The sequence below is a fragment of the Streptosporangium pseudovulgare genome (assembly GCF_014648055.1).
GTDB classification, from domain to species: Bacteria; Actinomycetota; Actinomycetes; order Streptosporangiales; family Streptosporangiaceae; genus Streptosporangium; species Streptosporangium pseudovulgare.
The window spans coordinates 102,598-124,331 of record NZ_BMQJ01000009.1; the positions used below are offsets into that span (position 1 = coordinate 102,598).

18 protein-coding genes and 1 pseudogene are annotated in these 21,734 nt (G+C 72.4%); 14 read left to right on the forward strand and 5 right to left on the reverse strand.

The annotated features are described in order from the left end of the window. The first annotated feature begins 23 nt into the window (after positions 1-23). Positions 24-680, forward strand: coding sequence for a phosphate signaling complex protein PhoU (gene phoU / locus IEZ10_RS18895; RefSeq protein ID WP_189247832.1), 657 nt, complete (start codon positions 24-26; stop codon positions 678-680). A gap of 271 nt (positions 681-951) precedes the next feature. Here phoU and IEZ10_RS18900 read toward each other — a convergent pair whose 3' ends face one another. The 5 genes from IEZ10_RS18900 to mshA form a co-directional block, all read right to left on the reverse strand. After that, positions 952-1,695, reverse strand: a complete 744-nt coding sequence (locus tag IEZ10_RS18900; protein WP_189247833.1) for a phosphoglyceromutase — start codon at positions 1,693-1,695, stop codon at positions 952-954. A gap of 31 nt (positions 1,696-1,726) precedes the next feature. Beyond that, entirely contained in the window at positions 1,727-2,623 is an 897-nt protein-coding gene (locus tag IEZ10_RS18905) for an isocitrate lyase/PEP mutase family protein (protein ID WP_229811407.1), read from the reverse strand. A gap of 68 nt (positions 2,624-2,691) precedes the next feature. After that, the gene (locus tag IEZ10_RS18910; protein ID WP_229811408.1) at positions 2,692-3,771 is read right to left on the reverse strand and encodes a cytochrome P450; all 1,080 of its coding nucleotides are present in this window, start codon (positions 3,769-3,771) and stop codon (positions 2,692-2,694) included. Between the two features lie 131 nt (positions 3,772-3,902). Next, positions 3,903-4,382, reverse strand: a complete 480-nt coding sequence (locus IEZ10_RS18915; protein ID WP_189247835.1) for a type III secretion system chaperone family protein — start codon at positions 4,380-4,382, stop codon at positions 3,903-3,905. 227 nt (positions 4,383-4,609) lie between these two features. Next, positions 4,610-5,848 carry a D-inositol-3-phosphate glycosyltransferase gene (gene mshA, locus IEZ10_RS18920; protein ID WP_229811442.1) on the reverse strand — a complete coding sequence of 413 codons (1,239 nt, stop codon included), beginning with the start codon at positions 5,846-5,848 and terminating at the stop codon, positions 4,610-4,612. Between the two features lie 144 nt (positions 5,849-5,992). Here mshA and IEZ10_RS18925 point away from each other — a divergent pair, with 144 nt between their 5' ends. The 13 genes and pseudogenes from IEZ10_RS18925 to IEZ10_RS18985 all read left to right on the forward strand — a co-directional run. Next, entirely contained in the window at positions 5,993-6,730 is a 738-nt protein-coding gene (locus tag IEZ10_RS18925) for an SDR family oxidoreductase (RefSeq protein WP_189247837.1), read from the forward strand. 2 nt (positions 6,731-6,732) lie between these two features. Further along, entirely contained in the window at positions 6,733-7,569 is an 837-nt protein-coding gene (locus tag IEZ10_RS18930) for a class I SAM-dependent methyltransferase (protein ID WP_189247838.1), read from the forward strand. A gap of 192 nt (positions 7,570-7,761) precedes the next feature. Further along, on the forward strand, positions 7,762-8,118 hold the full coding sequence (locus IEZ10_RS18935) for a BlaI/MecI/CopY family transcriptional regulator (protein WP_189247839.1): 357 nt from the start codon (positions 7,762-7,764) through the stop codon (positions 8,116-8,118). Next, positions 8,115-9,047, forward strand: coding sequence for a M56 family metallopeptidase (locus tag IEZ10_RS18940; RefSeq protein WP_189247840.1), 933 nt, complete (start codon positions 8,115-8,117; stop codon positions 9,045-9,047). The genes IEZ10_RS18935 and IEZ10_RS18940 overlap by 4 nt, the downstream gene beginning before the upstream one ends. Before the next feature lie 163 nt (positions 9,048-9,210). Further along, positions 9,211-9,750 (forward strand): helix-turn-helix domain-containing protein, encoded by a 540-nt coding sequence (locus IEZ10_RS18945; RefSeq protein WP_189247841.1) that lies wholly within the window; start codon positions 9,211-9,213, stop codon positions 9,748-9,750. Next, positions 9,747-10,193 (forward strand): hypothetical protein, encoded by a 447-nt coding sequence (locus IEZ10_RS18950; protein WP_189247842.1) that lies wholly within the window; start codon positions 9,747-9,749, stop codon positions 10,191-10,193. The genes IEZ10_RS18945 and IEZ10_RS18950 overlap by 4 nt, the downstream gene beginning before the upstream one ends. Before the next feature lie 219 nt (positions 10,194-10,412). Continuing rightward, the gene (locus tag IEZ10_RS18955; protein ID WP_179819832.1) at positions 10,413-10,751 is read left to right on the forward strand and encodes a DUF2516 family protein; all 339 of its coding nucleotides are present in this window, start codon (positions 10,413-10,415) and stop codon (positions 10,749-10,751) included. A 75-nt stretch (positions 10,752-10,826) separates the two neighbouring features. Beyond that, a complete protein-coding gene (locus IEZ10_RS18960) occupies positions 10,827-11,384 on the forward strand; it encodes a GNAT family N-acetyltransferase (protein WP_229811409.1) in 558 nt (185 codons plus the stop codon). A gap of 105 nt (positions 11,385-11,489) precedes the next feature. Beyond that, complete coding sequence (locus IEZ10_RS18965) at positions 11,490-12,503, forward strand: LacI family DNA-binding transcriptional regulator (protein WP_189247843.1); 1,014 nt, start codon at positions 11,490-11,492, stop codon at positions 12,501-12,503. Then, the gene (locus IEZ10_RS18970) at positions 12,490-14,037 is read left to right on the forward strand and encodes a serine/threonine-protein kinase (RefSeq protein WP_189247844.1); all 1,548 of its coding nucleotides are present in this window, start codon (positions 12,490-12,492) and stop codon (positions 14,035-14,037) included. Before IEZ10_RS18965 ends, IEZ10_RS18970 begins: the two co-directional genes overlap by 14 nt. A gap of 313 nt (positions 14,038-14,350) precedes the next feature. Continuing rightward, positions 14,351-15,982, forward strand: coding sequence for a cellulase family glycosylhydrolase (locus IEZ10_RS18975; protein ID WP_229811410.1), 1,632 nt, complete (start codon positions 14,351-14,353; stop codon positions 15,980-15,982). Between the two features lie 305 nt (positions 15,983-16,287). Next, complete coding sequence (locus tag IEZ10_RS18980) at positions 16,288-19,227, forward strand: glycoside hydrolase family 48 protein (protein ID WP_189247845.1); 2,940 nt, start codon at positions 16,288-16,290, stop codon at positions 19,225-19,227. Between the two features lie 322 nt (positions 19,228-19,549). Then, a pseudogene (locus IEZ10_RS18985) lies at positions 19,550-21,734 on the forward strand (glycoside hydrolase family 9 protein); the annotation flags it as partial.

A 21,734-nucleotide genomic window follows, 5' to 3' on the forward strand; every position in this document is an offset into this window, starting at 1 on the left:
GTCGCCCGCGTACGTTGAGGGCCATGCGCGACCTCTATCACGAAGAACTCGACGCCCTCACCGACCGGCTGATCGAGATGACCCGTCTGGTGCGTTCCGGGATCTCCCGGGCCACCACCGCCCTGCTGGACTCCGATCTCCAGCTCGCGGAGAGCGTCATCTCCCAGGACGAGGAGGTCGATCGGCTCTTCGCGGAGATGGAGGCGTCGATCTTCGACCTGATGGCCCGGCAGCAGCCGGTGGCCGTCGACCTCCGCATGGTCATCGCCGCCCTGCGGATGGGCACCGACCTGGAGCGGATGGGCGACCTCGCCGAGCACGTGGCCAAGGTCGTACGGCTGCGCCACCCGGAGTCGGCGATCCCGCCGGAGCTGCGCGCCACCATCCTGGAGATGGGGCAGGTCGCCGAACGCCTGGTCACCAAGACCGGCAGCTGCATCGCCTCGCGCGACGTGGAGTCCGCCATGGAGATGCACGGCGACGACGACGCCATGGACCGGCTGCACCGCCGGCTGTTCAAGATCCTGCTGGCCGACGACTGGAAGCACGGCGTCGAGCCGGCCATCGACGTGACGCTGGTCGGCCGCTACTACGAGCGCTACGCCGACCACGCGGTCCGCATCGCCAACGACGTGGTCTACCTGGTGACCGGTTCCCGGCCGCAGGACGGCGTCCTGTAACGGAACCGCGGAACCGCAGGAACACGGAATCGGGAGCCGGTGGGCACCGTCACCGTGGAAGCCGGGAGCGGGAACACGGGATCGGGGGAGGGGAAGGGCCCGTCGGCGCGGCGGGCCCTTCCCCTTTTCCCGTGGTCTTCCGTGGTCTGGCTTCCGGCCGGTGGGGGCCTTTCCCGTGGTCTCGTTCCCGGCCGGTGGGGGCCCTTTCCCATGGTCTCGTTCCCGGCCGGCGGCGGACCGCCCCGACCGCGCCGGGGCGGCTTCTCGGGGCCTACCTGCCCTGGTTGGCCACGGCCTCGATGGCGGACGCGGCGGCCTCCGGGTCGAGGTACTCACCGCCCTTGACCACCGGGTGGAAGTCGTCGTCCAGCTCGTAGCGGAGCGGGATGCCGGTGGGGATGTTGAGCCCGGCGATCTCGTCGTCGCCGATCCGGTCGAGGTGCTTGACCAGCGCCCGCAGCGAGTTGCCGTGCGCGACGACCAGGACGGTACGGCCCGCCGCCAGGTCGGGGACGATCCGGTCGTACCAGTAGGGCAGCATCCGCTCGACGACGTCCTTGAGGCACTCGGTCCGCGGCATCAGCTCGCCCGGCAGCAGGGCGTAGCGCGGGTCACCGGCCTGCGAGAACTCGTCGTCGTCGGCGATCGGAGGCGGCGGGACGTCGTAGGAGCGGCGCCAGAGCATGAACTGCTCGTCACCGAACTCGGCCCGGGTCTGCGCCTTGTCCTTGCCCTGGAGCGCGCCGTAGTGACGCTCGTTGAGCCGCCAGGAGCGGTTGACCGGGAGCCAGAGCAGGTCCGCGGTGCCCAGCGCGAGGTTCGCGGTCTGGATCGCCCGGGTCAGCACCGAGGTGTGGACCACGTCGGGCCGCACCCCGGCCTCCACCAGCAGCCGCCCGCCGCGCCGCGCCTCCTCCTCGCCCTTTTCCGACAGCCCGGCGTCCACCCACCCGGTGAACAGTCCCTTGGCGTTCCATTCACTTTCGCCATGCCGCAACAGCACCAAAGTCGCCATGCGAACAAGCCTAGAGCGTGCCCGCGCCCCGCTACGGAGCGGCCACTGCGTCGGGGGTCCCCGGCCGCCCGGCCTCCTCATCGTCGAGGCCCGCCGGCCGCCGACCCCCCTCGTCCTCGGGACCCGCCAGCCGCTGGACCTCCTCGTAGGAGGGGACCTCGGCGACCGGGTGGCCGCCCGCGGCGACGGCCAGCGCCGTACCCGTGACCGCGCCCAGCGCCGCGCGGAACAGCAGCGAGCCGAAGCTGATCCGCCGCACCCCCAGCTCCGCCAGCCGGGACGGCGGCACCCCCGGCTGGACGAGCACGTTCAGCGGCACCCCGGCCGCCGTGGCGAGCGTCTCCAGGTCCCGTCCGGCGGTCGCGCCCGGGACGAACACCCCGTCGGCTCCGGCGTCGACGTAGATCCGCACCCGCCGTACGGCCTCGGCGAGGGCGCCGGGCATGCCCAGCCAGAACGGGTCGGTGCGGGCGTTGACGAACAGGTGCGGCGCGCTGTCCTTGATCGCCCTGATCAGCCCCGCCTGCTCACCGGGATCGGCCAGCCGGTCACCGCGGCCGTCCTCGACGTTGACGCCCGCGATCCCCAGGGCGGCCAGGCTCCCGGCCAGTTCGGCGACCTGGACGGGCGAGCCGCCGAAGCCGTCCTCGATGTCCACCGTGACCGGGACGTTCAGGTGCGCGATCCGGCGGGCCAGCGCCAGCGTCTCGGCGCGTGTCACGCCCGCGGCGTCCGGCTTGCCCGCCGCGGCGGCCACCCCCAGGCTGGTGGTCCCCACGGCCGCGAACCCTGCCGCCGCCAGCGCTGCGGCCGAGGCGTGGTCCCAGGCGTTGGGCAGCACCAGCGGCTCCGGGCCGTGGTGCAGCGCCCTGAAACGCTCGAACGCCGTCGCCGCGCCACCCGTCGCCTTCGCCGCTTCCGTCCCCATCGTCCTCGTATCCCCCATCCCCGTCGCCTTCACCGATTCCGTCCCCGCTCCCGTACCCGTCGCTTTCGTCACTTCCATCCCCCTCGCCATCGCCGTACCGCCTCGACCACGCCGGCCGCCAGCGCCAGCGCGATCCGCTCGGCGGGGCAGGGCCGCGGTCCTGCCCCGAAGGTCAGGTGCCGCGGGGAACGGCCGGGCCGGAAGCGGTCCGGGTCGTCGAACACGTGCGGATCCCGGTTGGCCGCGGCCACGTCCAGCAGCACCGTCGCCCCGGCCGGGACTCCCCCGGCGGCCTGCCGTACGGCGACGCGGCGCAGCGTCCGAACCGGCGGGTCGTGGCGCAGCGTCTCGGCCAGCAGGTCCTCCACCGGACAGGGGCCGGTGTCCGCCGCCAGCGCGTTCCGGACGAGACCGGCGGTCGCCGCGCACGCCTGGGCGAGCAGCCCGGCCAGTACGGCGAGCCGCTCCGGCTCCGGGTCGCCGAGCAGCCGCGACAGCTCGGCCAGGCCCGCGTCGGCCGCGGCGTCGTCCGGGGCGGTCTGGACGGGTGAAGCGATCTGGACAGGCGAGACGGCTTGGGCAGCCAAGGTGGCCTGGGCACGCGGAGCGCCCTGGACGGGCGAGGCGGCCTGGCCAGGTGGAGGGGTCTGAACAGGCGGAGGGGTCTGAACAGGCGGAGGGGTCTGAACAGGCGGAGGGGTCTGAACAGGCGGAGCGGTCGGAACGGGCGAGGTGGTCGGGGAGGGCGGGGTCGCGGGGGGCAGGTAGGCCGGGGCGAGGGCCGCGACCGCCCGCGCGGCCCGTGCGCCGTCCTCGGCCCGCACACCCAGCGCGACGGCCAGCACCTCGACCGGCACCAGTTCCGGGCTGGGATGCTCCGCCGCCCGCCGGAACGCCTCGGCGCGCAGCGCCCGCTCGTCCAGTCCGGCGAGCACGCGCACCGACGCGGCCCGGCGGACGGCGTGCACGGGGCCGTCGGCGAAACGGCCGACCGCGCCGCGCAGCCAGGCCACGGTCAGCGAGAAGGGCGGTCGCGGCACGGCGGGCACGGTCAGGGCGGGATCGGCCAGGAGCGCCCGCACCTCGTCGTAACGGCTCACGACCACCGGCTGGGCCGGCCGGGCCGCGCTGTTCGGCTGAGAGGTCATGACACGCACGCTAGGCGCAGAACCCTTCGGCGCCGGCCGAAACGTCCGGCGGGCCGCGGCCGGGCTTGACGGTCGGGCTCAGCGGCCGGGTTCGGCGGCCGGGCTTGACGGTCGGGCTCAGCGAACCGGGCTCAGCGGCCGGGTTCGGCGAACCGGGCGAACGCCCTGAGGTTGGCCAGCGACTCGCCGCGCTTGGCGCGCCACTCCCACTCGCGCCGGATCGAGGAGGCGAAGCCCAGCTCCAGCGCCCGGTCGAAACCCTCGTCCGAGTAGGTCAGCACGCAGCCCAGCAGCCGGTCGATCTCCTCCTCGGAGACCGCTGTGAGCGGCACCCGGCCGACGAGGTAGACGTCGCCGACGGGGTCGAGGGCGAAGTGCACGCCGTACATGGAGCCGTTCTTGGTCAGCAGCCAGCGGTAGAACTCGACGTGGTTCTCGTCGGGCTGGCGGCAGAAGAACGCCTCGACGTGCAGTGCCTGGTCGCCGACGATCAGCCACGTCATGGTGGCGAGCTTGTGCTGGCCGGGGAGTTTGACCAGGAAGGCCCCCGGCCGGGGCTCCTCGTAGGAGACCTCTGCGCCTTTCAGCGCCGCCTCGATCACTTCGCGCATGCGTCCACCCTACGAGCCGCCCGCGAGGAGGGGTGCGACGCGGCGAGCAGGCGGACGGGACGGGGACGGCGGAAGTCGCGCCCGCCCGTCCGGCGTACGGGCGGGCGGGACGGCGCGGGCGGGACGGAGACGGACGGCATGGGCGGCCGGCAGACGGACGGCGCGGGCGGGACGGAGACGGACGGCATGGACGGTCGGCGGGAGGCGGGATCAGCAGGAGACGGCGGTCAGCAGGAGACGGCGATCGGGACGCGGTGCAGGTGCGCCATCGCCCCGGCGTAGACCTCCGAGAGGCGGGCGGCGGTGGCCGACCACCCGAAGGCCGCCGCGTGGTTCACCGCGCCCGCCGACAGCGCGTCGCGCCAGGCGGGCCGGTCCACGAACCGGGTGAGCACCCGCCCCCAGTCGTGCGGGTCGTGACCCTCGACGAGCACGCCGGAGACGCCGTCGCGCACGGCGGTGCGCAGGCCTCCCACGGAGGCCGCGGCGACCGGGGTGCCGCAGGCCTGCGACTCCAGGGCGACCAGGCCGAACGACTCGTTGTGCGAGGGGACGGCGGTGACGTCGGCCGCGCGGTACCAGTCGGCCAGTTCCGGCTGGGGCGCCGGCGGGACGATCCTGACGACGTCCTCGATGCCCAGGGAGGCGGCCAGGTCGGACAGGTACGAGGGCCGGCTCAGGCCGTTGCCGCTGAGGCCGCCGACGCAGGCGACGATGAGCGTCCGCCTGAGCGAGGGGCGCTGGGCGATCATCCGGGCCGCGGCGCGCAGCAGCACGTCGGGGGCCTTGAGCGGCTGCACCCGGCCTACGAACAGCAGCACGTGGGCGTCGCGCGGCAGGCCGAGCCGGCGGCGGGCCGCCCTGCGGGACCCGGGCCGGAAGACGCCGAGGTTCACCCCGGGGCTGACGACGGCGACGCGGCCGGGGGCGGCGCCGTACAGGTCGACGAGCTCGCGGGCCTCGGTCGGGGTGTTGGCCACCAGGCGGTCGGCGATCTGGACGACCTGCTCCTCGCCCAGCACCCGCCCCGCGGGCTCGGGCTTGTCGTCCTCGGCCAGCAGGAGGTTCTTCACCTTGGCCATGGTGTGCATGGTGTGCACCAGCGGCACGCCCCAGCGCTCCTTGGCCAGCCAGCCCACCTGGCCCGACAGCCAGTAGTGGGAGTGGATCAGGTCGTAGCGTCCCGGGTCGTACATCGCCTCGGTGCGCAGCACGCCCGACAGGAAGGCGCAGAGCTGGCCGGGCAGGTCGCCCTTGTCGAGCTCCTCGTACGGCCCCGCGGTGATGTGGCGGACGGAGACGCCCGGGACGATCTCGGCGACCGGGGGCAGGTCACGGGCCGTCTGCCTGGTGAAGATCTCGACCTCGATCCCGAGATCGGCCAGGCGCTTGGCCACCTCCACGATGTAGACGTTCATGCCGCCGGCGTCCCCGGTCCCCGGTTGGTCCAGGGGGGACGTGTGCATGCTGATCGTCGCGACCCGGCTGACCCGCCGTCGCCTCACGGACACCACCTCCGAAAACGCTTTAACCACTCAATACTTCGCAACATTCCCAGCATCCGGACTCCCCGGAAGCGCCGGTGAACCGCCCTGGCAGGATGGGACGCCATGAGGAAGACAGCGGTCGTCACGGGTGCAAGCAGCGGGATCGGCGCGGCCACGGCGCGCCGGCTGGCCGCCGAGGGGTTCGACGTGGTGGCGGGCGCGCGGCGCCGCGACCGGCTCGACGACCTCGCCGCCGAGGTGCCGGGGATCCGCCCGGTGACCCTGGACGTGACCTCCCAGGAGTCGGTGGACGAGCTCGCCGCCTCACTCGACCGCTGCGACGTCCTGGTGAACAACGCGGGCGGCGCGATCGGCCTCGAACCGGTGGCCGGCGCCGACGTGGCCGACTGGCAGCGGATGTACGACGTCAACGTGCTCGGCTCGCTCCGGCTGACCAGGGCCCTGCTGCCCCGCCTGATCGAGTCGGGCGACGGCGTGCTGCTGATGCTCACCTCGGTGGCCGGGCTGGTCTCCTACGAGGGCGGCGGCGGTTACGTCGCGGCCAAGCACGCCCAGAGCTCGATGGCCGAGGTGCTGCGGCTGGAGCTGTGCGGCGAGCCGGTCCGGATCGTCGAGGTGGCCCCGGGGATGGTGCACACCGAGGAGTTCTCGCTGAACCGCTTCCGGGGTGACTCCGCCGCCGCCGGCCACGTCTACCAGGGCGTCCCCGACCCCCTGTCGGCCGACGACGTCGCCGACGCCATCGCCTGGTGCGTCACCCGCCCCGCCCACGTGAACATCGACCGGCTGGTCATCCGGCCCCGCGCCCAGGCCGCCCAGCACAAGGTCCACCGCGTCTGACGATGGCGAACCCGGTCGGGGAGATCACCAGGGGGACCACGGGCCACAACCGGCTGCGGCGGGTGGACCGCTGGACCATCGCCGCCTGCGGGCGGCTCCTGCGGTCGGCGGACCGCCCGCTGGTGGTCGACCTGGGCTACGGGGCCTCGCACGTCACGACCCTGGAGTTGTTCGGGCGGCTGCGCGCGGTCTGCCCGTCGGTCGAGGTCGTCGGGGTGGAGATCGACCCGGCCCGGGTGGCGGCGGCCAGGCCGTACGAGCGGCCGGGGCTGTCCTTCAGGCTCGGCGGCTTCGAACTGCCGGTGGGCAGGCCGCCGCTGCTGGTGCGGGCCTTCAACGTGCTGCGGCAGTACGGCGAGGCCGAGGCGTGGGAGCACTGGGCGCTGCTGCGGAGCCGGATCGCGCCCGGCGGGATGATCGTCGAGGGCACCTGCTCGGAGGTGGGGCACCGCGCGACCTGGGTGGGGCTCGACGAGCACGGCCCGCGGACGCTGACCCTCGCGGCGCGGTTCGACGCCTTCGACCGCCCCTCCGATCTCGCCGAGCGGCTGCCCAAGACGCTGATCCACCGCAACGTCCCCGGCGAGCCCGTCCACGCCTTCCTGCGCGACTTCGACCGGGCCTGGGCGGTCAACGCCGCTCTCGGCGCCCACGGCGCGCGGCAGCGCTGGATCGCCGCCGCCCGGACGCTCGCCGCGGCCTGGCCGGTGACCGTGCGCCCGCCGCTCGGCGGCGAGGGCCGCTGGCGGCTCGGCGAGCTGACCCTCGACTGGGCGGCGGTCGCCCCCCGGAACCCGTTCCGGCCCCCGGAACCCCCGGCCGATGTCCGGAACCCGTGACCGGCCGCCCGGGAGGCCCCGGCCGCTCCCGAGGCCCCGGACCGCCCTTCCGCGCCCGGAGATCCGGGGCGCCCTCCCCGGAGCCCCGGGCCGATCACCTCGAAGCCGGAAACCCTGACGGGAAGGCCACTTCCGCGTGACTCGACAACCCGTAGTACTACCCCTGGTGGTGCGGGAGCTAGGCTGGTTCCCGTGAAGGGTCTGGGCGAGCTGGAACGCAGCATCATGGACATCATCTGGGCGCAGTCATCCCCGGTGACGGCACGCGAGGTCGGGCGTCTGATCGCCGACCGGGATCTCGCGCCGACCACCGTGATGACCGTGCTCGACCGGCTGACCCGCAAGGGCTTCCTCATGCGCACCCGCTCCGGGCGTGCCTGGCGCTACGAGCCGGCCGAGAGCCGCGACGCGTACGTCGCGGAGCTTATGCTTGAGGCGTTGGACATGACCGGAGACCGGTCCGCCGCGCTCACCAGGTTCGCCCAGGCCGTTTCCGGCAGCGAGGCGGAGATCCTGCTCAGAGCCCTTTCGGAGCTGGAGGACGAGTGATAACCGCTGCAGCCCTGGCGATACTCGCCGTGGTCTGCGGGATCGGAGCCTGGCGGTTCACCCACGCACGGTGGACCTACCGCGCTCCCCATGTGGCGATCGTCCTGTGGCAGGCGCTCGGGGTGACCTGGGGCCTCGCCGGGACGGGGGCCCTGCTGGCCTATGCCCTGGAGCCCTACCGGCAGGGCGTGCTGCACGGCCTTTACTCCTTCATCTGCTCCGCCTTCGACGGCGGCTACGACGCGCCCGGCCCCTACGACGTGCCGAGGATCCTCGCCCTCATCACGGGGCTGACCGCGCTGTCGGTGCTGGTCGTCGTGCTGCTCACCGCGGCCTCCCAGACGCTCCGCGCCCGGCGCCGCCACCGCGTCCTGCTGGCGCTGGTCTCCCATGACGACCCCGGCGTCCCGGGCGTGCGGGTCCTCGACCACCCCGGCGCCACCGCCTACTGCGTGCCCGGCCTGCGTTCCCAGGTCGTCGTCAGCGCCGGCACCCTGAAGCTGCTGTCCCCCGACGAGCTGACCGCGGTGCTCGCCCACGAGAGCGCGCACGTCCGCGAGCGCCACGACCTGGTGCTGCTGCCGTTCGCCGCCCTGCACCGGGCGCTGCCCTGGTCGCGGCTGGTCAGGCTGATACAGAGCGAGGTCGGCCTGCTGGTGGAGATGGCCGCCGACGACGCCGCCCGCCGCTACTGCTCACCCCGCCGCCTGGCCACCGCCCTGCTGCGCTTCGGTACGGCGGGCAGCGTCCCCGCCCCGCAGGGCACGCTCGGCGCGGCGGGCACCTGCGACGCGGTGATGGCCCGGGTGCAGCGCCTGGTCACCCCGCTGCCGGACCTGCCCCGGCGGATCCGCTACGCCATCGTCGCCTTCTCGGTCACGCTGACCTCCTCGGCCCCGCTGCTCTGGCTGCTCCCGTTCCCGCACTGACCGCCACGGCCGCCGGGCCGTGGCGCCACGCTGGTCGGGCATGCCCGCGCACGGCTCGGGATGCCGCGCCGGCCGCGCCGTTCCGTCCCACCGCCTCGGCCCGCGTTTGCTGGTGTTAGCCACTGTGTTTGCATTTGCAAGCAGAGTGGTGCACACTGGACACATGGCACTACCGAAGGTCGGTTCGATCGGCGAGTACATCCGGGAGCAGCGCACGCAGGCGAAGATCTCTCTGCGCCAGCTGGCGGCCTCGGCGGGGGTCTCCAACCCCTACCTCAGCCAGATCGAGCGTGGCCTGCGCAAGCCCAGCGCGGAGATCCTCAACCAGATCGCCAAGGGCCTGCAGATCTCCTCCCAGGCACTTTACGTTCAGGCCGGCCTCATCGAGGATCGCGAGCCCGACAGTGACGTGCTGACCGCCATAAGGGCCGATCGCAACATCACCGAGCGGCAACGCCAGGTGCTGATCGACATCTATGAGTCGTTTCGCAAGGAGAACCGGTCGGAGACACCGGCCGAGGGCGCGTGGACCACGGAGGACGCGCACCCGTCGGCGGAGTCCCCGGGGGGCGGCACGGACTCCTCGCCCGACGACACGCCCTCGCCCGAGGACCGCGTGACCACGCCGGAGCACGGCGGGTCTCCGAAGGCGGCGGCGAAGCCCAAGACGTCAAACCGGAAAACCAGGAGGACTGATCAATGACGTTCACCACCGAAGTCAAGAAGCTGGCCGACTCCAAGCCGTTCTACGCCGTGGCGGGCGCGGGCGACTACGCGGTCGAGAAGCTCCGCGAGATCCCCGACCAGCTGCAGCGGCTCCAGGGCCGCCGCGAGGAGATCCGCGAGGTCGCCAAGGAACTGCCCGAGCGGGCCAGGACGTTCGCCGACAAGGCCGAGGTCTACGCCAAGGACTTCCCGGAGAAGGCCCGCGTCTACGCCGACCAGTTCACCAGCATGGCGGCCGGCCTCTACGAGGAGTTCGCCACCCGGGGCCGCAAGGTCGTCTCCCGGGCGAGCGGCGAGGCCGCGCTGGAGCTGGAGGAGGTCTCCGAGACCGCCGAGCCGGCGATCGCCGCGTCGGCCACCAACGCCTCGCCCAGGAAGACCACCCGCACCACCAAGCCGAACAACGCCGCGCGCGCCTGACGCCGGCACCGCGCCCGCCCCGCGCCCCCGCCCGTTCCTGCGGCGGGGCCGCGGGGCGGGCGCTTTCACGTCCCGCGCGCCCCGGAAGCCGGCCCGCGCGCCGCGGGTGTCCTCCGGGGAGCCGGCCCGCCCGCGGGCGGCTCCGGTTCGCGTGCCGCACGCACGTTCCGGCGGCATTAGTCTGAGAGACACCAGCGAGGCGAACGTTTAGGAGAGGCGATGCTCCAGATCCACGGCGTGTTGGACCTGATCTTCTGGGTGCTTTCCATCGCCGCGTTCGCCATGTCGGCCTGGGCCCTCTTCCACGCCGTACGGACGTCGGCGCGGGCGTTCGCGGTCGCGGGCAAGCAGAGCAAGAAATTCTGGCTGATCGTGCTGGGGCTGGCGGCCCTCTTCTCGTTCGCCTCCGCGGTGGGCTACTTCGGGGTCGGCCTCGGCCAGCTCAACATCTTCGCCATCGCCGCGGTGATCGCGGCCGGCATCTATCTCGCCGACGTGAAGCCGGCCGTCGGCGAGGTCGGCCGGGGCGGCAACTCGGGCCCCTACGGCCCCTGGTGACCCCTGATCGCGACCCCGGGTGATTCCGCCGTTAATCCATTGCCCGGCGAGCGGCGGACCCGGTAGACATTCCGGATGATGTTCGCCGACAAACCCACCCTGCCCGGGGACCGCGTGACGCTCCGCCCCGTCGGCCCCGAACACGTCGAAGGACTGTGGGAGCTGGTCAACGACCCGGAGACCGGCCGGCTGACCGGCTCGCACGCCAAGCCCGACCATGAGGCGATCAAGCGCTGGTACGCCTCGCGCGGCGAGCACGACAACCGGCTGGACCTGGCGATCTGCGCCAACGACCAGGACGGCGCCTACGTCGGGGAGATCGTTCTCAACGACCTCGACACCGACAATCTCTCCTGCAACCTGCGCATCGCCCTGATCGGGCCCCGGGTGTTCGGCAGGGGGTACGGCGGCGAGGCGATCCGGCTGGTGCTCCGCCACGCCTTCACCACCACGCCGCTGCACCGGATCCACCTGGAGGCCTTCGCCTTCAACGAGCGGGCCCTGCACGTCTACCGGAAGGCCGGTTTCGTCCAGGAGGGTGTGCACCGCGACGTCCTGCGCTGGGACGGGAAATGGCACGACTCGATCACCATGGCGGTGCTGGCCCCTGACTTTAAAGTCAGAGAGATTTGACATACATGTAGTGATTTTTTGGAAACATCTTTTGACACTTCCGAAACAATGCTACGTTCACTGGGAGCGCTCCCACCTGTGCGGAATGTTGGTGTGGAGGAAGTTATGTCGGATCTACCCACACTTGCCCAGGTCGCGGCGGAAGCGGGGGTCTCCCCCGCCACGGCGTCCCGGGTACTCACCGGTTCGGTGCGGGTCAGCACGTCGACCCGCAGGCAGGTGCACGACGCGATCTCACGTCTCGGTTACGTCCGGCACCGCGCCCCCAGGGGCGGCGCCGGACGCCGGTCCGACCACATGGTGGCCGCGGTGCTCTGCGAGCCCGTACACCGTCTGTTCACCGAGCCGTTCTACGCCAGGCTGATCACCGCGGCGGAGGAGGTGCTCACCCGCCACGGCGTTCCCCTCGCGATGATGACGGCCACCGCCGCGACCTCGACCGTCGCCACACCGCCGCTGGTCTCCGGCGGCGTCGACGGCGTCCTTCTCATCGGCGCCAGGGAGCGGCACCCGCTCGCGGTCACCCTGGCCGCCTCCGGAGTCCCGATACGGTGCCTGGGCAAGCCGCCGGAGGGCATCGAGCTTCCGCACGTCGACATGGACAACCGCGACGGCGGACGGCAGGCCGCCGAGCACCTGCTGCTCGGCGGGCGGAGGTCCATCGCCGTCATCTCGGGCCCGCCCGGGCTGCCGGCGGCGCGGGACCGGCTCGACGGCTTCCTGCAGACGCTCGCCCTGGCCGGGATGACCGGGGTGCCGGTGGCCTACGGCGACTTCAGCCACAACTCGGGCGTGCACGGCATGCAGTGGCTGCTGCGCCGGATGCCGAACGTGGACGCGGTGTTCGCGGCCTCCGACGTCATGGCCGCCGCGGCCGTCCAGACCCTCCGGCGGGCGGGACGCAGGGTGCCGGACGACGTGGCCGTGATCGGCTTCGACGACGCCCCCGTCGCCCGGCGGACCTCTCCCCCGCTGACCACCGTGCGCCAGCCCGTGGAGGAGTTCGCCGCCCTGGCCGCCCGCCTGCTGCTGCTGGCCATGTCGTCGCCGGCCACGGCGGGCGGCGCGGGCAACAACCCGGTCCTGCCCACCGAGCTGGTGGTCCGTGAGTCCGCCTGAGCCCGGCGGACTTCGGGCGGGAGACGTCCTCGCCCGCCGTTACGACCTGGTGGAGCCGATCGCGGCGGGCGGCATGAGCGTCATCTGGCGTGCCTTCGACCGGTCCCTGCAACGGCAGGTCGCGGTCAAGGTGCTGGACGGCGAGCTCGGCTCCGACCGGGGAGACCGGGAGCTGATCCGCCGGGAGGCCCGCGCCACCGCGCGCCTCATCCACCCGGACGCGATCGAGGTGTACGACTACGGCGAGACGGTCACCACCCGGGGCCGTCTCGCCGCGTACGTGGTCATGCGCCTGCTGGAGGGCCGGCCGCTGGCCGACCGGATCGCCGAGGGGCCGCTGCCGTGGCGGGAGGCGGCGGCCATCGCCGCCCGGCTGGCCGCCGTGCTGGCCACCGCCCACGCCCGCGGCATCGTCCACCGGGACGTGACCGCCGAGAACGTGCTGCTGACCGCGGACGGCGCCAAGCTGCTCGACTTCGGCATCGCCGCGTTCATCGGCGAGGGCGACGACGACCACGCCTCCGACTACGGCACCCCTCCCTACGTCGCGCCGGAGCGGCTGACCGGCACGACGGCCGACCCGGCCGGTGACGTGTACGCGCTCGGCGTGCTGCTGTTCGAGATGCTCACCGGCGGTCCGCCGTACCCGGAGCGGACCTGGGAGGAGATCGAGAACGCGAGACGGGAAGGGCCGCCGCCGGAGGTCCGGGTGCCGGGCCTGCCGTCCGAGATCGCCGTGCTCTGCCGGAGCTGCCTGTCGGCCGACCCGGCGGAGCGGCCGAAGGCGCGCGAGGTGGCCGACCGGCTCTCCCGGCCGCCGTCCAGGACCCGTACGGCGGCGCGGACCGTGATCGTGCGCTGGACGCTGGCGGCGGCGGCGGTGGTGCTGGCCGCGGGAGCCCTGACGTGGTACCAGGCGCTCGGCACGGGAGGCCAACGGTCCGGGCCGGGCACGGCGCTCGGGCCCGCCACCCGGCCCGTCCCGTCCGCGACCCCCCGTCTCGGCGCCTCTCCCACCCCGGGCCGGGCCCGCTCCCCGGGCTCCCCCTCCCCCGTCTCTCCAGACCGGTCCGCGGGCTCCCCTGACCAGCCCGCGGGCCTTTCCACGCCGCCCACGGACCCCCCTGACCGGTCCGCGGGCACCCCGGACGGATCCGCCGGCTCCCCCGAGCGGTCCCCGGGGGCGGGCGAGCCGCCACGCGCGGACCGGACGGCCCGCGTGTGGCGGTCACCGCCGGACCGCGGGACGCCGGAGACGGCCCCGGTGGCGGAGGTCCCACCGGTGCCGGACCTGGAAGGAAGCGTGCGGGGCTTCAACGCGCTGCTCGCCGAGGGGCAGAGCAGGGGCGGGATACGCCCGGACGTGGCGCTGGACCTGCGGCAGGTGCTGGACAACGTCGTCTGCTGCTCCGGCGACCTCTCCGCGGTCCGGGAGAAGATCGACACCCGGCACCGGGAGGGCGCCCTGTCGGACGGGTTCCGCGACGCGCTGAGGGACCAGCTCCGGTACGTGGCGCTGGCGCTGACCGGCTGACCGGCTGACCGCGCCCGGCCGCGCCCCGCCGCGTCCGCGGGGCACGGGGGCGCGGGGCGCGGGGGCGCGGGGCGCGGGGGCGCGGGGCGCGGGGGCACGACCGGTGAAACTTTCACGGAACCCGGGGGCGGGCGGGAGCCGTACGGGGCCGGGACGGCGCAGGTCACGCGGCCCGCGGGGGAGGCGGGACGGTCGGCGGGCGGTTGACGGGCGTCCGCCGGGCGGCCAAGCATGACGACGCGACCGGCCGCACCCTCCCTCGCGGGGATCCCCCCGCGGGCAGATCCGTCCTCGACTCCTCGAAGGGCACCCGATGAGAGTCCTGCGTGTTCGCAGGTGGATGGCGGCGCTGGCGGCGTTCGCCGTCACCTCGGCGCTGGCGGTCGTGTTCGTCTCCTCCCCCGCGGGCGCGGCGGGCGGCACCGGAACCGGCTACCTGCACACCTCCGGCAACAAGATCGTCGACAGTGCGGGGGCGACCGTCCGGCTGACCGGCATCAACTGGTTCGGCATGGAGACCGACAACAGGACCTTCCACGGTCTGTGGTCGAGCAACCCGTGGCGGAGCCAGATCGACAAGATGGCCTCGCTCGGCTACAACACCCTGCGCGTGCCGTTCTCCAACGACGCGCTCAAGCCCGGCGCGACGGCCACCAGCGTCAACGACTACGTCAACCCCGACCTGGCCGGGAACACCCCGCTGCAGATCCTCGACAAGGTCATCGCCTACGCGGGCGGCAAGGGCATGCGGATCATCCTCGACCGGCACCGCCCGACCTCCGCCGGGCAGTCGGCCCTGTGGTACGTCTCCGCGACGCCGGAGAGCACGTGGATCGATGACTGGAAGATGCTCGCCCGGCGCTACGCGGGCAACACCACGGTGATCGGCGCCGACCTGCACAACGAGCCGCACGCCGAGGGCACCAACCCGGCGGCCACCGGCTCCTGCTGGGGCTGCGGCGACCCGGCGCGCGACTGGCGGCTGGCGGCCGAGCGGGCGGGCAACGCGGTCCTGTCGGTCAACCCCGACTGGCTGATCTTCGTCGAGGGCGTGAGCTGCCCGAGCGGCGGCCTGTCCAACGTCTGGGACAACGACCCGACCAACGACGAGGACTGCGGCTGGTGGGGCGGCAACCTGTCCAAGGCCGGGCAGTTCCCGGTACGGCTCAGCGTGCCGAACCGCCTGGTCTACTCGCCGCACGAGTACGCCACGTCCGTCTACCGCCAGGCGTGGTTCGACGACCCGTCCTACCCGGCGAACATGCCCGCGATCTGGGACCGGTACTGGGGCTATCTCCACCGGCAGAACATCGCCCCGATCATGATCGGCGAGTTCGGCAGCACCCTGCAGTCCCCGATCGACAAGGTCTGGCTCCAGGAGCTGCTGAAGTACACCGGCACCGGGGTGAACGGCATGTCGTTCACGTACTGGTCGTGGAACCCCAACTCCGGTGACACCGGGGGCATCCTCAAGGACGACTGGACCACGGTCGACCAGGCCAAGCAGGACATCATCCAGCCCTACCTGATCCCGCCGTCCGGCGGGAGCGGCGGGACCCCGGGGCCCTCCCCGTCCGGCACCCCCACCGCCACCCCGACGGCCACCCCGACGGCCACCCCGACGGTCTCTCCCACGGCGAACCCGGCCTCGTGCACCTCGTCGTACAGGCTCGTCAACTCCTGGCAGGGCGGCTTCCAGGGCGAGCTGACCATCAAGAACTCCGGTGATTCGGCGCTGAACGGCTGGAAGGCCACCTGGACGATGCCCTCGGGCGTCACGCTCGCCAGCGCGTGGAACGCCGTCGTCACGACCGGCGGCACGACCTGGACGGCGCAGGGCCCCGACTGGGCGCGGAACCTGGGCGCCGGGCAGTCGGTCGCGGTCGGTTTCACCGCGAACGGCACGGCGGGCCAGCCGTCCGGCGTCACCTGCTCCGGATCCTGACCCCCTCCGGGGAGCCCCGGCGGCCGGTCCCCTCCCGGCGACCCGGTCTCCCGGGGCTCCCCGGAACCCCCGCGGGCACGTGAAAGTTTCAGCCGGCGGGAAATCCCCCGCCGGGATCTCAGCAGCCTGGCGGCCCCCGGCATGAAACGCGGGTGTAACCCGGAATCCATCCCATTGACATCCGGACACCCAGCCTCAAAAAATCCCTTTTGGGAGCGCTCCCACCCCCCTTTCCCCCGGCCCCACCCGGCACATGACCGCAACCAGCGGTTTTGTGCCGACCCACCCCCTGGAGGAACTTCCCGATGCCTCAATCCCCGCAAAGAACGGGAGCGCTCCCACGCTTCCGGAGACGGATCGCCGGGCTGGCGCTGCTCAGCGTGGCGGCCGGGATGACCACCGCGCTGGCCGCCGCGCCCGCGCAGGCGGCCGTCGCCTGTGAGGTGACCTACACCACCAACGACTGGCAGGGCGGCTTCACCGCCAGTATAACGATCAAGAACCTCGGTGACCCGCTGAACGGCTGGACTCTCGGGTTCGCCTTCCCGGACGCCGCGCAGAAGGTCCAGCAGGGCTGGAGCGCCACCTGGTCGCAGAGCGGCCAGAACGTCACCGCGAAGAACCTCGACTGGAACGGCAACCTCGCCACCGGCGCCTCGACCAACATCGGCTTCAACGGAAGCTGGTCCGGGTCCAACCCCAAGCCGAGCAGCTTCTCGATCAACGGCGCCACCTGCGGCGGGTCCGGCCCCGTCAACAAGGCGCCCACCGCGAAGATCACCAAGCCGGTCGCGGGCGCCACCTTCACCGCGCCCGCCACGGTGGACATCACCGCCGACGCGGCCGACTCCGACGGCACGGTCTCCAAGGTCGAGTTCTACAACGGCACCACCCTGCTGGGCACCGACACGACCGCGCCGTACGCCTACAGCTGGACCGGCGTGGCGGCCGGCGACTACTCGATCACCGCCAAGGCGACCGACGACAAGGGCGCCTCCACCACCTCCGACCCGGTCGGGATCAGCGTGCGGGCCGACAGCGCCCCCGCGGTCGTCCTGAGCCCGGCCACCCTCGCCGTCCCCGAGGGCGGCAGCGCGAACCTGTCGGTCAGGCTCTCCAAGGCCCCGGCCTCGAACGTCACCGTGACGACCACCAGGACCAGCGGTGACGCCGACCTGACGGTCGCCTCCGGCGGGACGCTGACCTTCACCCCGGCCAACTGGAACACCGCCCAGACGGTGCGGATCGCCGCGGCCGAGGACGCCGACAAGACCTCCGGCACCGCCGAGTTCACCGCGACCGCCGCCGGCCACACCTCGGCCAAGGCGACCGTCACCGAGGTGGACAACGACACCGCCGGCGGCGACAACGAGTACGTCCAGCGCTTCACCACGATGTACAACAAGCTCAAGGACCCCGCCAACGGCTACTTCTCGCCGGAGGGCGTGCCGTACCACTCGGTGGAGACCCTGATGGTCGAGGCGCCCGACCAGGGGCACGAGACCACCTCCGAGGCCTACAGCTACTACCTGTGGCTGGAGGCCGCCTACGGCAGGGTGACCGGCGACTGGACCAAGTTCAACGCCGCCTGGGCCTCGATGGAGAAGTACATCATCCCCGCCACCGCGGACCAGCCCACCAACTCCTTCTACAACCCGTCCAAGCCCGCCACCTACGCCGGCGAGTGGGACGACATCAAGCAGTACCCGTCCAAGCTGGACGGTGGCGTGAGCGTCGGCGTCGACCCGCTCGCGAACGAACTGAAGAGCGCCTACGGCACCAGCGACATCTACGGCATGCACTGGCTGCTGGACGTGGACAACACCTACGGCTTCGGCCGCTGCGGTGACGGCACCACCAGGCCCGCCTACATCAACACCTACCAGCGCGGCCCGGAGGAGTCGGTCTTCGAGACCATCCCGCAGCCGTCCTGCGACACCTTCAAGCACGGCGGCAAGAACGGCTTCCTCGACCTGTTCACCGGGGACAGCAGCTACGCCAAGCAGTGGAAGTACACCAACGCCCCCGACGCCGACGCCCGCGCCGTCCAGGTCGCCTACTGGGCCCACACCTGGGCCAAGGAGCAGGGCAAGGAGTCGCAGGTCGCCGGCTCGGTCACCAAGGCCGCGAAGATGGGCGACTACCTGCGCTACGCGATGTACGACAAGTACTTCAAGAAGCAGGGCTGCACCAGCACCACGTGCCCGGCCGGCACCGGCAAGGACAGCTCGGCCTACCTGCTGAGCTGGTACTACGCCTGGGGCGGCGCGCTCGACAGCTCCGCCGGCTGGGCCTGGCGGATCGGCTCCAGCCACAACCACTCCGGCTACCAGAACCCGATGGCGGCCTGGGCCCTGTCCAGCGTGGACGCGCTCAAGCCCAAGGGCACGACCGCCGTCCAGGACTGGTCCACCAGCCTGAAGCGGCAGCTGGAGTTCTACCGCTGGCTGCAGTCGACCGAGGGCGCGATCGCCGGTGGCGCCACCAACAGCTGGCAGGGCCACTACGCCGCCCCGCCGTCGACCCTGCCGACCTTCTACGGCATGGCCTACGACTGGCAGCCGGTCTACCACGACCCGCCGTCCAACCAGTGGTTCGGCTTCCAGGCGTGGTCCATGGAACGCGTCGCGGAGCTCTACTACGCGACCGGCAACGCCGACGCCAAGCTCGTCCTGGACAAGTGGGTCAAGTGGGCGACCGACAACACCACGGTCAACGCCGACGGCACCTTCCAGATCCCCTCGACCCTGGTGTGGACCGGCCAGCCGGAGACCTGGGACCCGAACAACCCGCGTCCCAACACCGGGCTGCACGTCAGCATCCGCGACTACACCACCGACGTCGGTGTGGCCGGCTCCTACGCCAAGGTGCTGATGTACTACGCGGCCAAGGCCGGTGACGCCAAGGCCCAGGGCATCGCCAAGGCGCTGCTCGACGGCATGTGGAAGAACAACCAGGACACCAAGGGCGTCTCCACCCCGGAGACCAAGGCCGACTACAACCGCCTCGACGACCCGATCTACGTCCCGGCCGGCTGGACCGGCAAGATGCCGAACGGCGACGTGATCGACTCGAACTCCACCTTCCTGTCGATCCGGTCCTTCTACAAGAACGACCCGGACTGGCCGAAGGTGGACGCCTTCCTGAAGGGCACCGGTCCCGCGCCGACCTTCAACTACCACCGGTTCTGGGCCCAGGTCGACGTGGCCGTCGCCCTGGCGGAGTACGGCCGGCTCTTCGGCTGACCCGCTCCCCCGCCCGGCGGGGCAGGGCCGGCCCGACCGGCCCGCCCCCGCCCTGACGGAGCAGGGCCGGCTCCCCGGCCGGCCCGCTCCCCGCGAGACCTCGGGGCGTGACGGTACCCCTGACCTGCCGTCACGCCCCGAGCACCATCGACCGCCCCGCCGTTCCCCCTCCTCACCGCCCCGCCGCTTCCCTCCCTCACCGGCCCGCCGTACCCCGGCGCCCGCCGTACCCCCGGCGCCGCCCGCCGTACCCCCGGCGCCGGCCGGCCCGCGGAACCCTTCTCCCCACAGCACCGTCTCGTCTCCCGAGAGGCACCCCCCGATGAGGAAACACCTGGCGGCACTCGGCCTGGCGGCCGTGGTCGCCGCACCGCTGCCCGCCGTGGCCCAGGCCGCGCCGGCGAACGCCGCCCCGGCGTTCGCCTACGGCGAGGCCCTGCAGAAGTCCATCTGGTTCTACGAGGCCCAGCAGTCCGGCAGGCTGCCGAGCTGGAACCGCGTCGGCTGGCGCGGCGACTCGGCGCTCAACGACGGCAAGGACGCCGGGCTCGACCTGACCGGCGGCTGGTACGACGCCGGCGACCACGTCAAGTTCGGCCTGCCCATGGCGGCCAGCGCGACGATGCTGGCCTGGGGGGCGGTGGAGTACCGCGACGCCTACGACTCCGCCGGGCAGCTCACCCACCTGCTGAACAACCTGAAGTTCGTCAACGACTACTTCATCAAGGCCCACCCGTCGCCGAACGTGCTCTACGGGCAGGTCGGCAACGGCGGCAAGGACCACGCCTGGTGGGGTCCGGCCGAGGCGATGCAGATGGAGCGGCCCGCCTACAGGATCGACGCCTCCTGCGGCGGGTCGGACCTCGCCGGGGAGACCGCGGCCGCGATGGCCGCCTCCTCGATGGTCTTCCGCCCGACGAACCCGTCCTACGCCGACACGCTGCTGACGCACGCCAAGCAGCTGTACACCTTCGCCGACACCGTGCGGAAGAAGTACAGCGACTGCATCTCCGACGCCCAGGGCTACTACAACTCCTGGAGCGGCTACAACGACGAGCTGGTCTGGGGCGCCATCTGGCTGTACCGGGCCACCAAGGACGCCTCCTACCTCGCCAAGGCCGAGTCCTACTACGACAACCTCGGCACCGAGCCGCAGTCCACGACCAGGTCCTACAAGTGGACGATCGCCTGGGACGACAAGTCCTACGGCGCCTACGTGCTGCTGAACAAGCTGACCGGCAAGCAGCGCTACCTCGACGACGCCAACCGCTGGCTCGACTACTGGACGGTCGGCGTCAACGGCCAGCGGGTGAAGTACTCGCCGGGCGGCCAGGCCGTACTCGACCGGTGGGGGTCGCTGCGCTACGCCGCCAACACCGCGTTCGTGGCGCTGGTCCACGCCGACACGATCACCGACTCGACCCGCAGGGCGCGCTACCACGACTTCGCCAAGCGCCAGATCGACTACGCGCTCGGCGACAACCCGCGCAACTCCTCCTACGTGATCGGCTTCGGCGACAACCCGCCGAAGAACCCGCACCACCGCACCGCGCACGGCTCGTGGACCGACCAGATGACCAACCCGGCCGAGACCCGCCACACCCTGTACGGCGCGCTCGTCGGCGGCCCGCCCGACCCCGACGACGCCTACACCGACAAGCGCGACGACTACGTGATGAACGAGGTCGCCACCGACTACAACGCCGGCTTCACCGGCGCGCTCGCCCGCCTGTACTCCGAGTACGGCGGAGCCCCGGCGGCCGGCTTCCCCAAGGCCGAGACGCCCGACGGCCCGGAGATCTTCGTGGAGGCCGGGGTGAACGCCTCCGGCACGACGTTCACCGAGATCAAGGCCATCGTCCGGAACCAGTCCGCCTGGCCGGCCCGCGTCCTGGACAACGGCTCGTTCCGCTACTACTTCACCCTCGACGGCGACACCACCGCGAGCCAGATCACCGTCTCGTCGGCCTACAACCAGTGCAAGGCGCCCACCGGGCCGACCCTGCTGTCGGGGAGGACCTACTACGTCACCGTGGACTGCTCGGGCACCTCGATCGCCCCGGCGGGCCAGTCGCAGCACCGGCGTGAGGTGCAGTTCCGCATCGCCGGCACCGGCACGTGGGATCCGTCCAACGACTGGTCGTACAAGGGCATCCCGACCACCCCGGGCGCGACCCCGGTCCGCACGCCGAACATGACCCTGTACGCGGGGACGGCCAAGATCTGGGGCGACCCGCCCGGTGACGAGCCGCCGCCGGTCGAGGACGAGGTCGCGCCGACCGCGCCGGGCAGGCCGTCCGTGTCGGCCGTCACCTCCTCCGGGGCCACGCTGACCTGGACCGCCGCGACCGACAACGTCGGCGTCACCGGCTACGACGTCTACTCCGGCACCACGAGACTCGACTCGGCCACCGGCACCTCCCTCACCCTGACCGGCCTCACCCCGAACACCGCCTACACCGTCCACGTCGTCGCCCGCGACGCCGCCGGGAACACCTCCCCGGCCT

What these genes read in the sequence shown, in the direction of transcription:
- phoU (WP_189247832.1), top strand. Translation starts at nt 24, where the DNA reads ATGCGCGACCTCTATCACGAAGAACTCGACGCCCTCACCGACCGGCTG.
- IEZ10_RS18900 (WP_189247833.1), bottom strand. Translation starts at nt 1,695, where the DNA reads ATGGCGACTTTGGTGCTGTTGCGGCATGGCGAAAGTGAATGGAACGCC.
- IEZ10_RS18905 (WP_229811407.1), bottom strand. Translation starts at nt 2,623, where the DNA reads ATGGGGACGGAAGCGGCGAAGGCGACGGGTGGCGCGGCGACGGCGTTC.
- IEZ10_RS18910 (WP_229811408.1), bottom strand. Translation starts at nt 3,771, where the DNA reads ATGACCTCTCAGCCGAACAGCGCGGCCCGGCCGGCCCAGCCGGTGGTC.
- IEZ10_RS18915 (WP_189247835.1), bottom strand. Translation starts at nt 4,382, where the DNA reads ATGCGCGAAGTGATCGAGGCGGCGCTGAAAGGCGCAGAGGTCTCCTAC.
- mshA (WP_229811442.1), bottom strand. Translation starts at nt 5,848, where the DNA reads ATGCACACGTCCCCCCTGGACCAACCGGGGACCGGGGACGCCGGCGGC.
- IEZ10_RS18925 (WP_189247837.1), top strand. Translation starts at nt 5,993, where the DNA reads ATGAGGAAGACAGCGGTCGTCACGGGTGCAAGCAGCGGGATCGGCGCG.
- IEZ10_RS18930 (WP_189247838.1), top strand. Translation starts at nt 6,733, where the DNA reads ATGGCGAACCCGGTCGGGGAGATCACCAGGGGGACCACGGGCCACAAC.
- IEZ10_RS18945 (WP_189247841.1), top strand. Translation starts at nt 9,211, where the DNA reads ATGGCACTACCGAAGGTCGGTTCGATCGGCGAGTACATCCGGGAGCAG.
- IEZ10_RS18950 (WP_189247842.1), top strand. Translation starts at nt 9,747, where the DNA reads ATGACGTTCACCACCGAAGTCAAGAAGCTGGCCGACTCCAAGCCGTTC.
- IEZ10_RS18955 (WP_179819832.1), top strand. Translation starts at nt 10,413, where the DNA reads ATGCTCCAGATCCACGGCGTGTTGGACCTGATCTTCTGGGTGCTTTCC.
- IEZ10_RS18960 (WP_229811409.1), top strand. Translation starts at nt 10,827, where the DNA reads ATGATGTTCGCCGACAAACCCACCCTGCCCGGGGACCGCGTGACGCTC.
- IEZ10_RS18965 (WP_189247843.1), top strand. Translation starts at nt 11,490, where the DNA reads ATGTCGGATCTACCCACACTTGCCCAGGTCGCGGCGGAAGCGGGGGTC.
- IEZ10_RS18975 (WP_229811410.1), top strand. Translation starts at nt 14,351, where the DNA reads ATGAGAGTCCTGCGTGTTCGCAGGTGGATGGCGGCGCTGGCGGCGTTC.
- IEZ10_RS18980 (WP_189247845.1), top strand. Translation starts at nt 16,288, where the DNA reads ATGCCTCAATCCCCGCAAAGAACGGGAGCGCTCCCACGCTTCCGGAGA.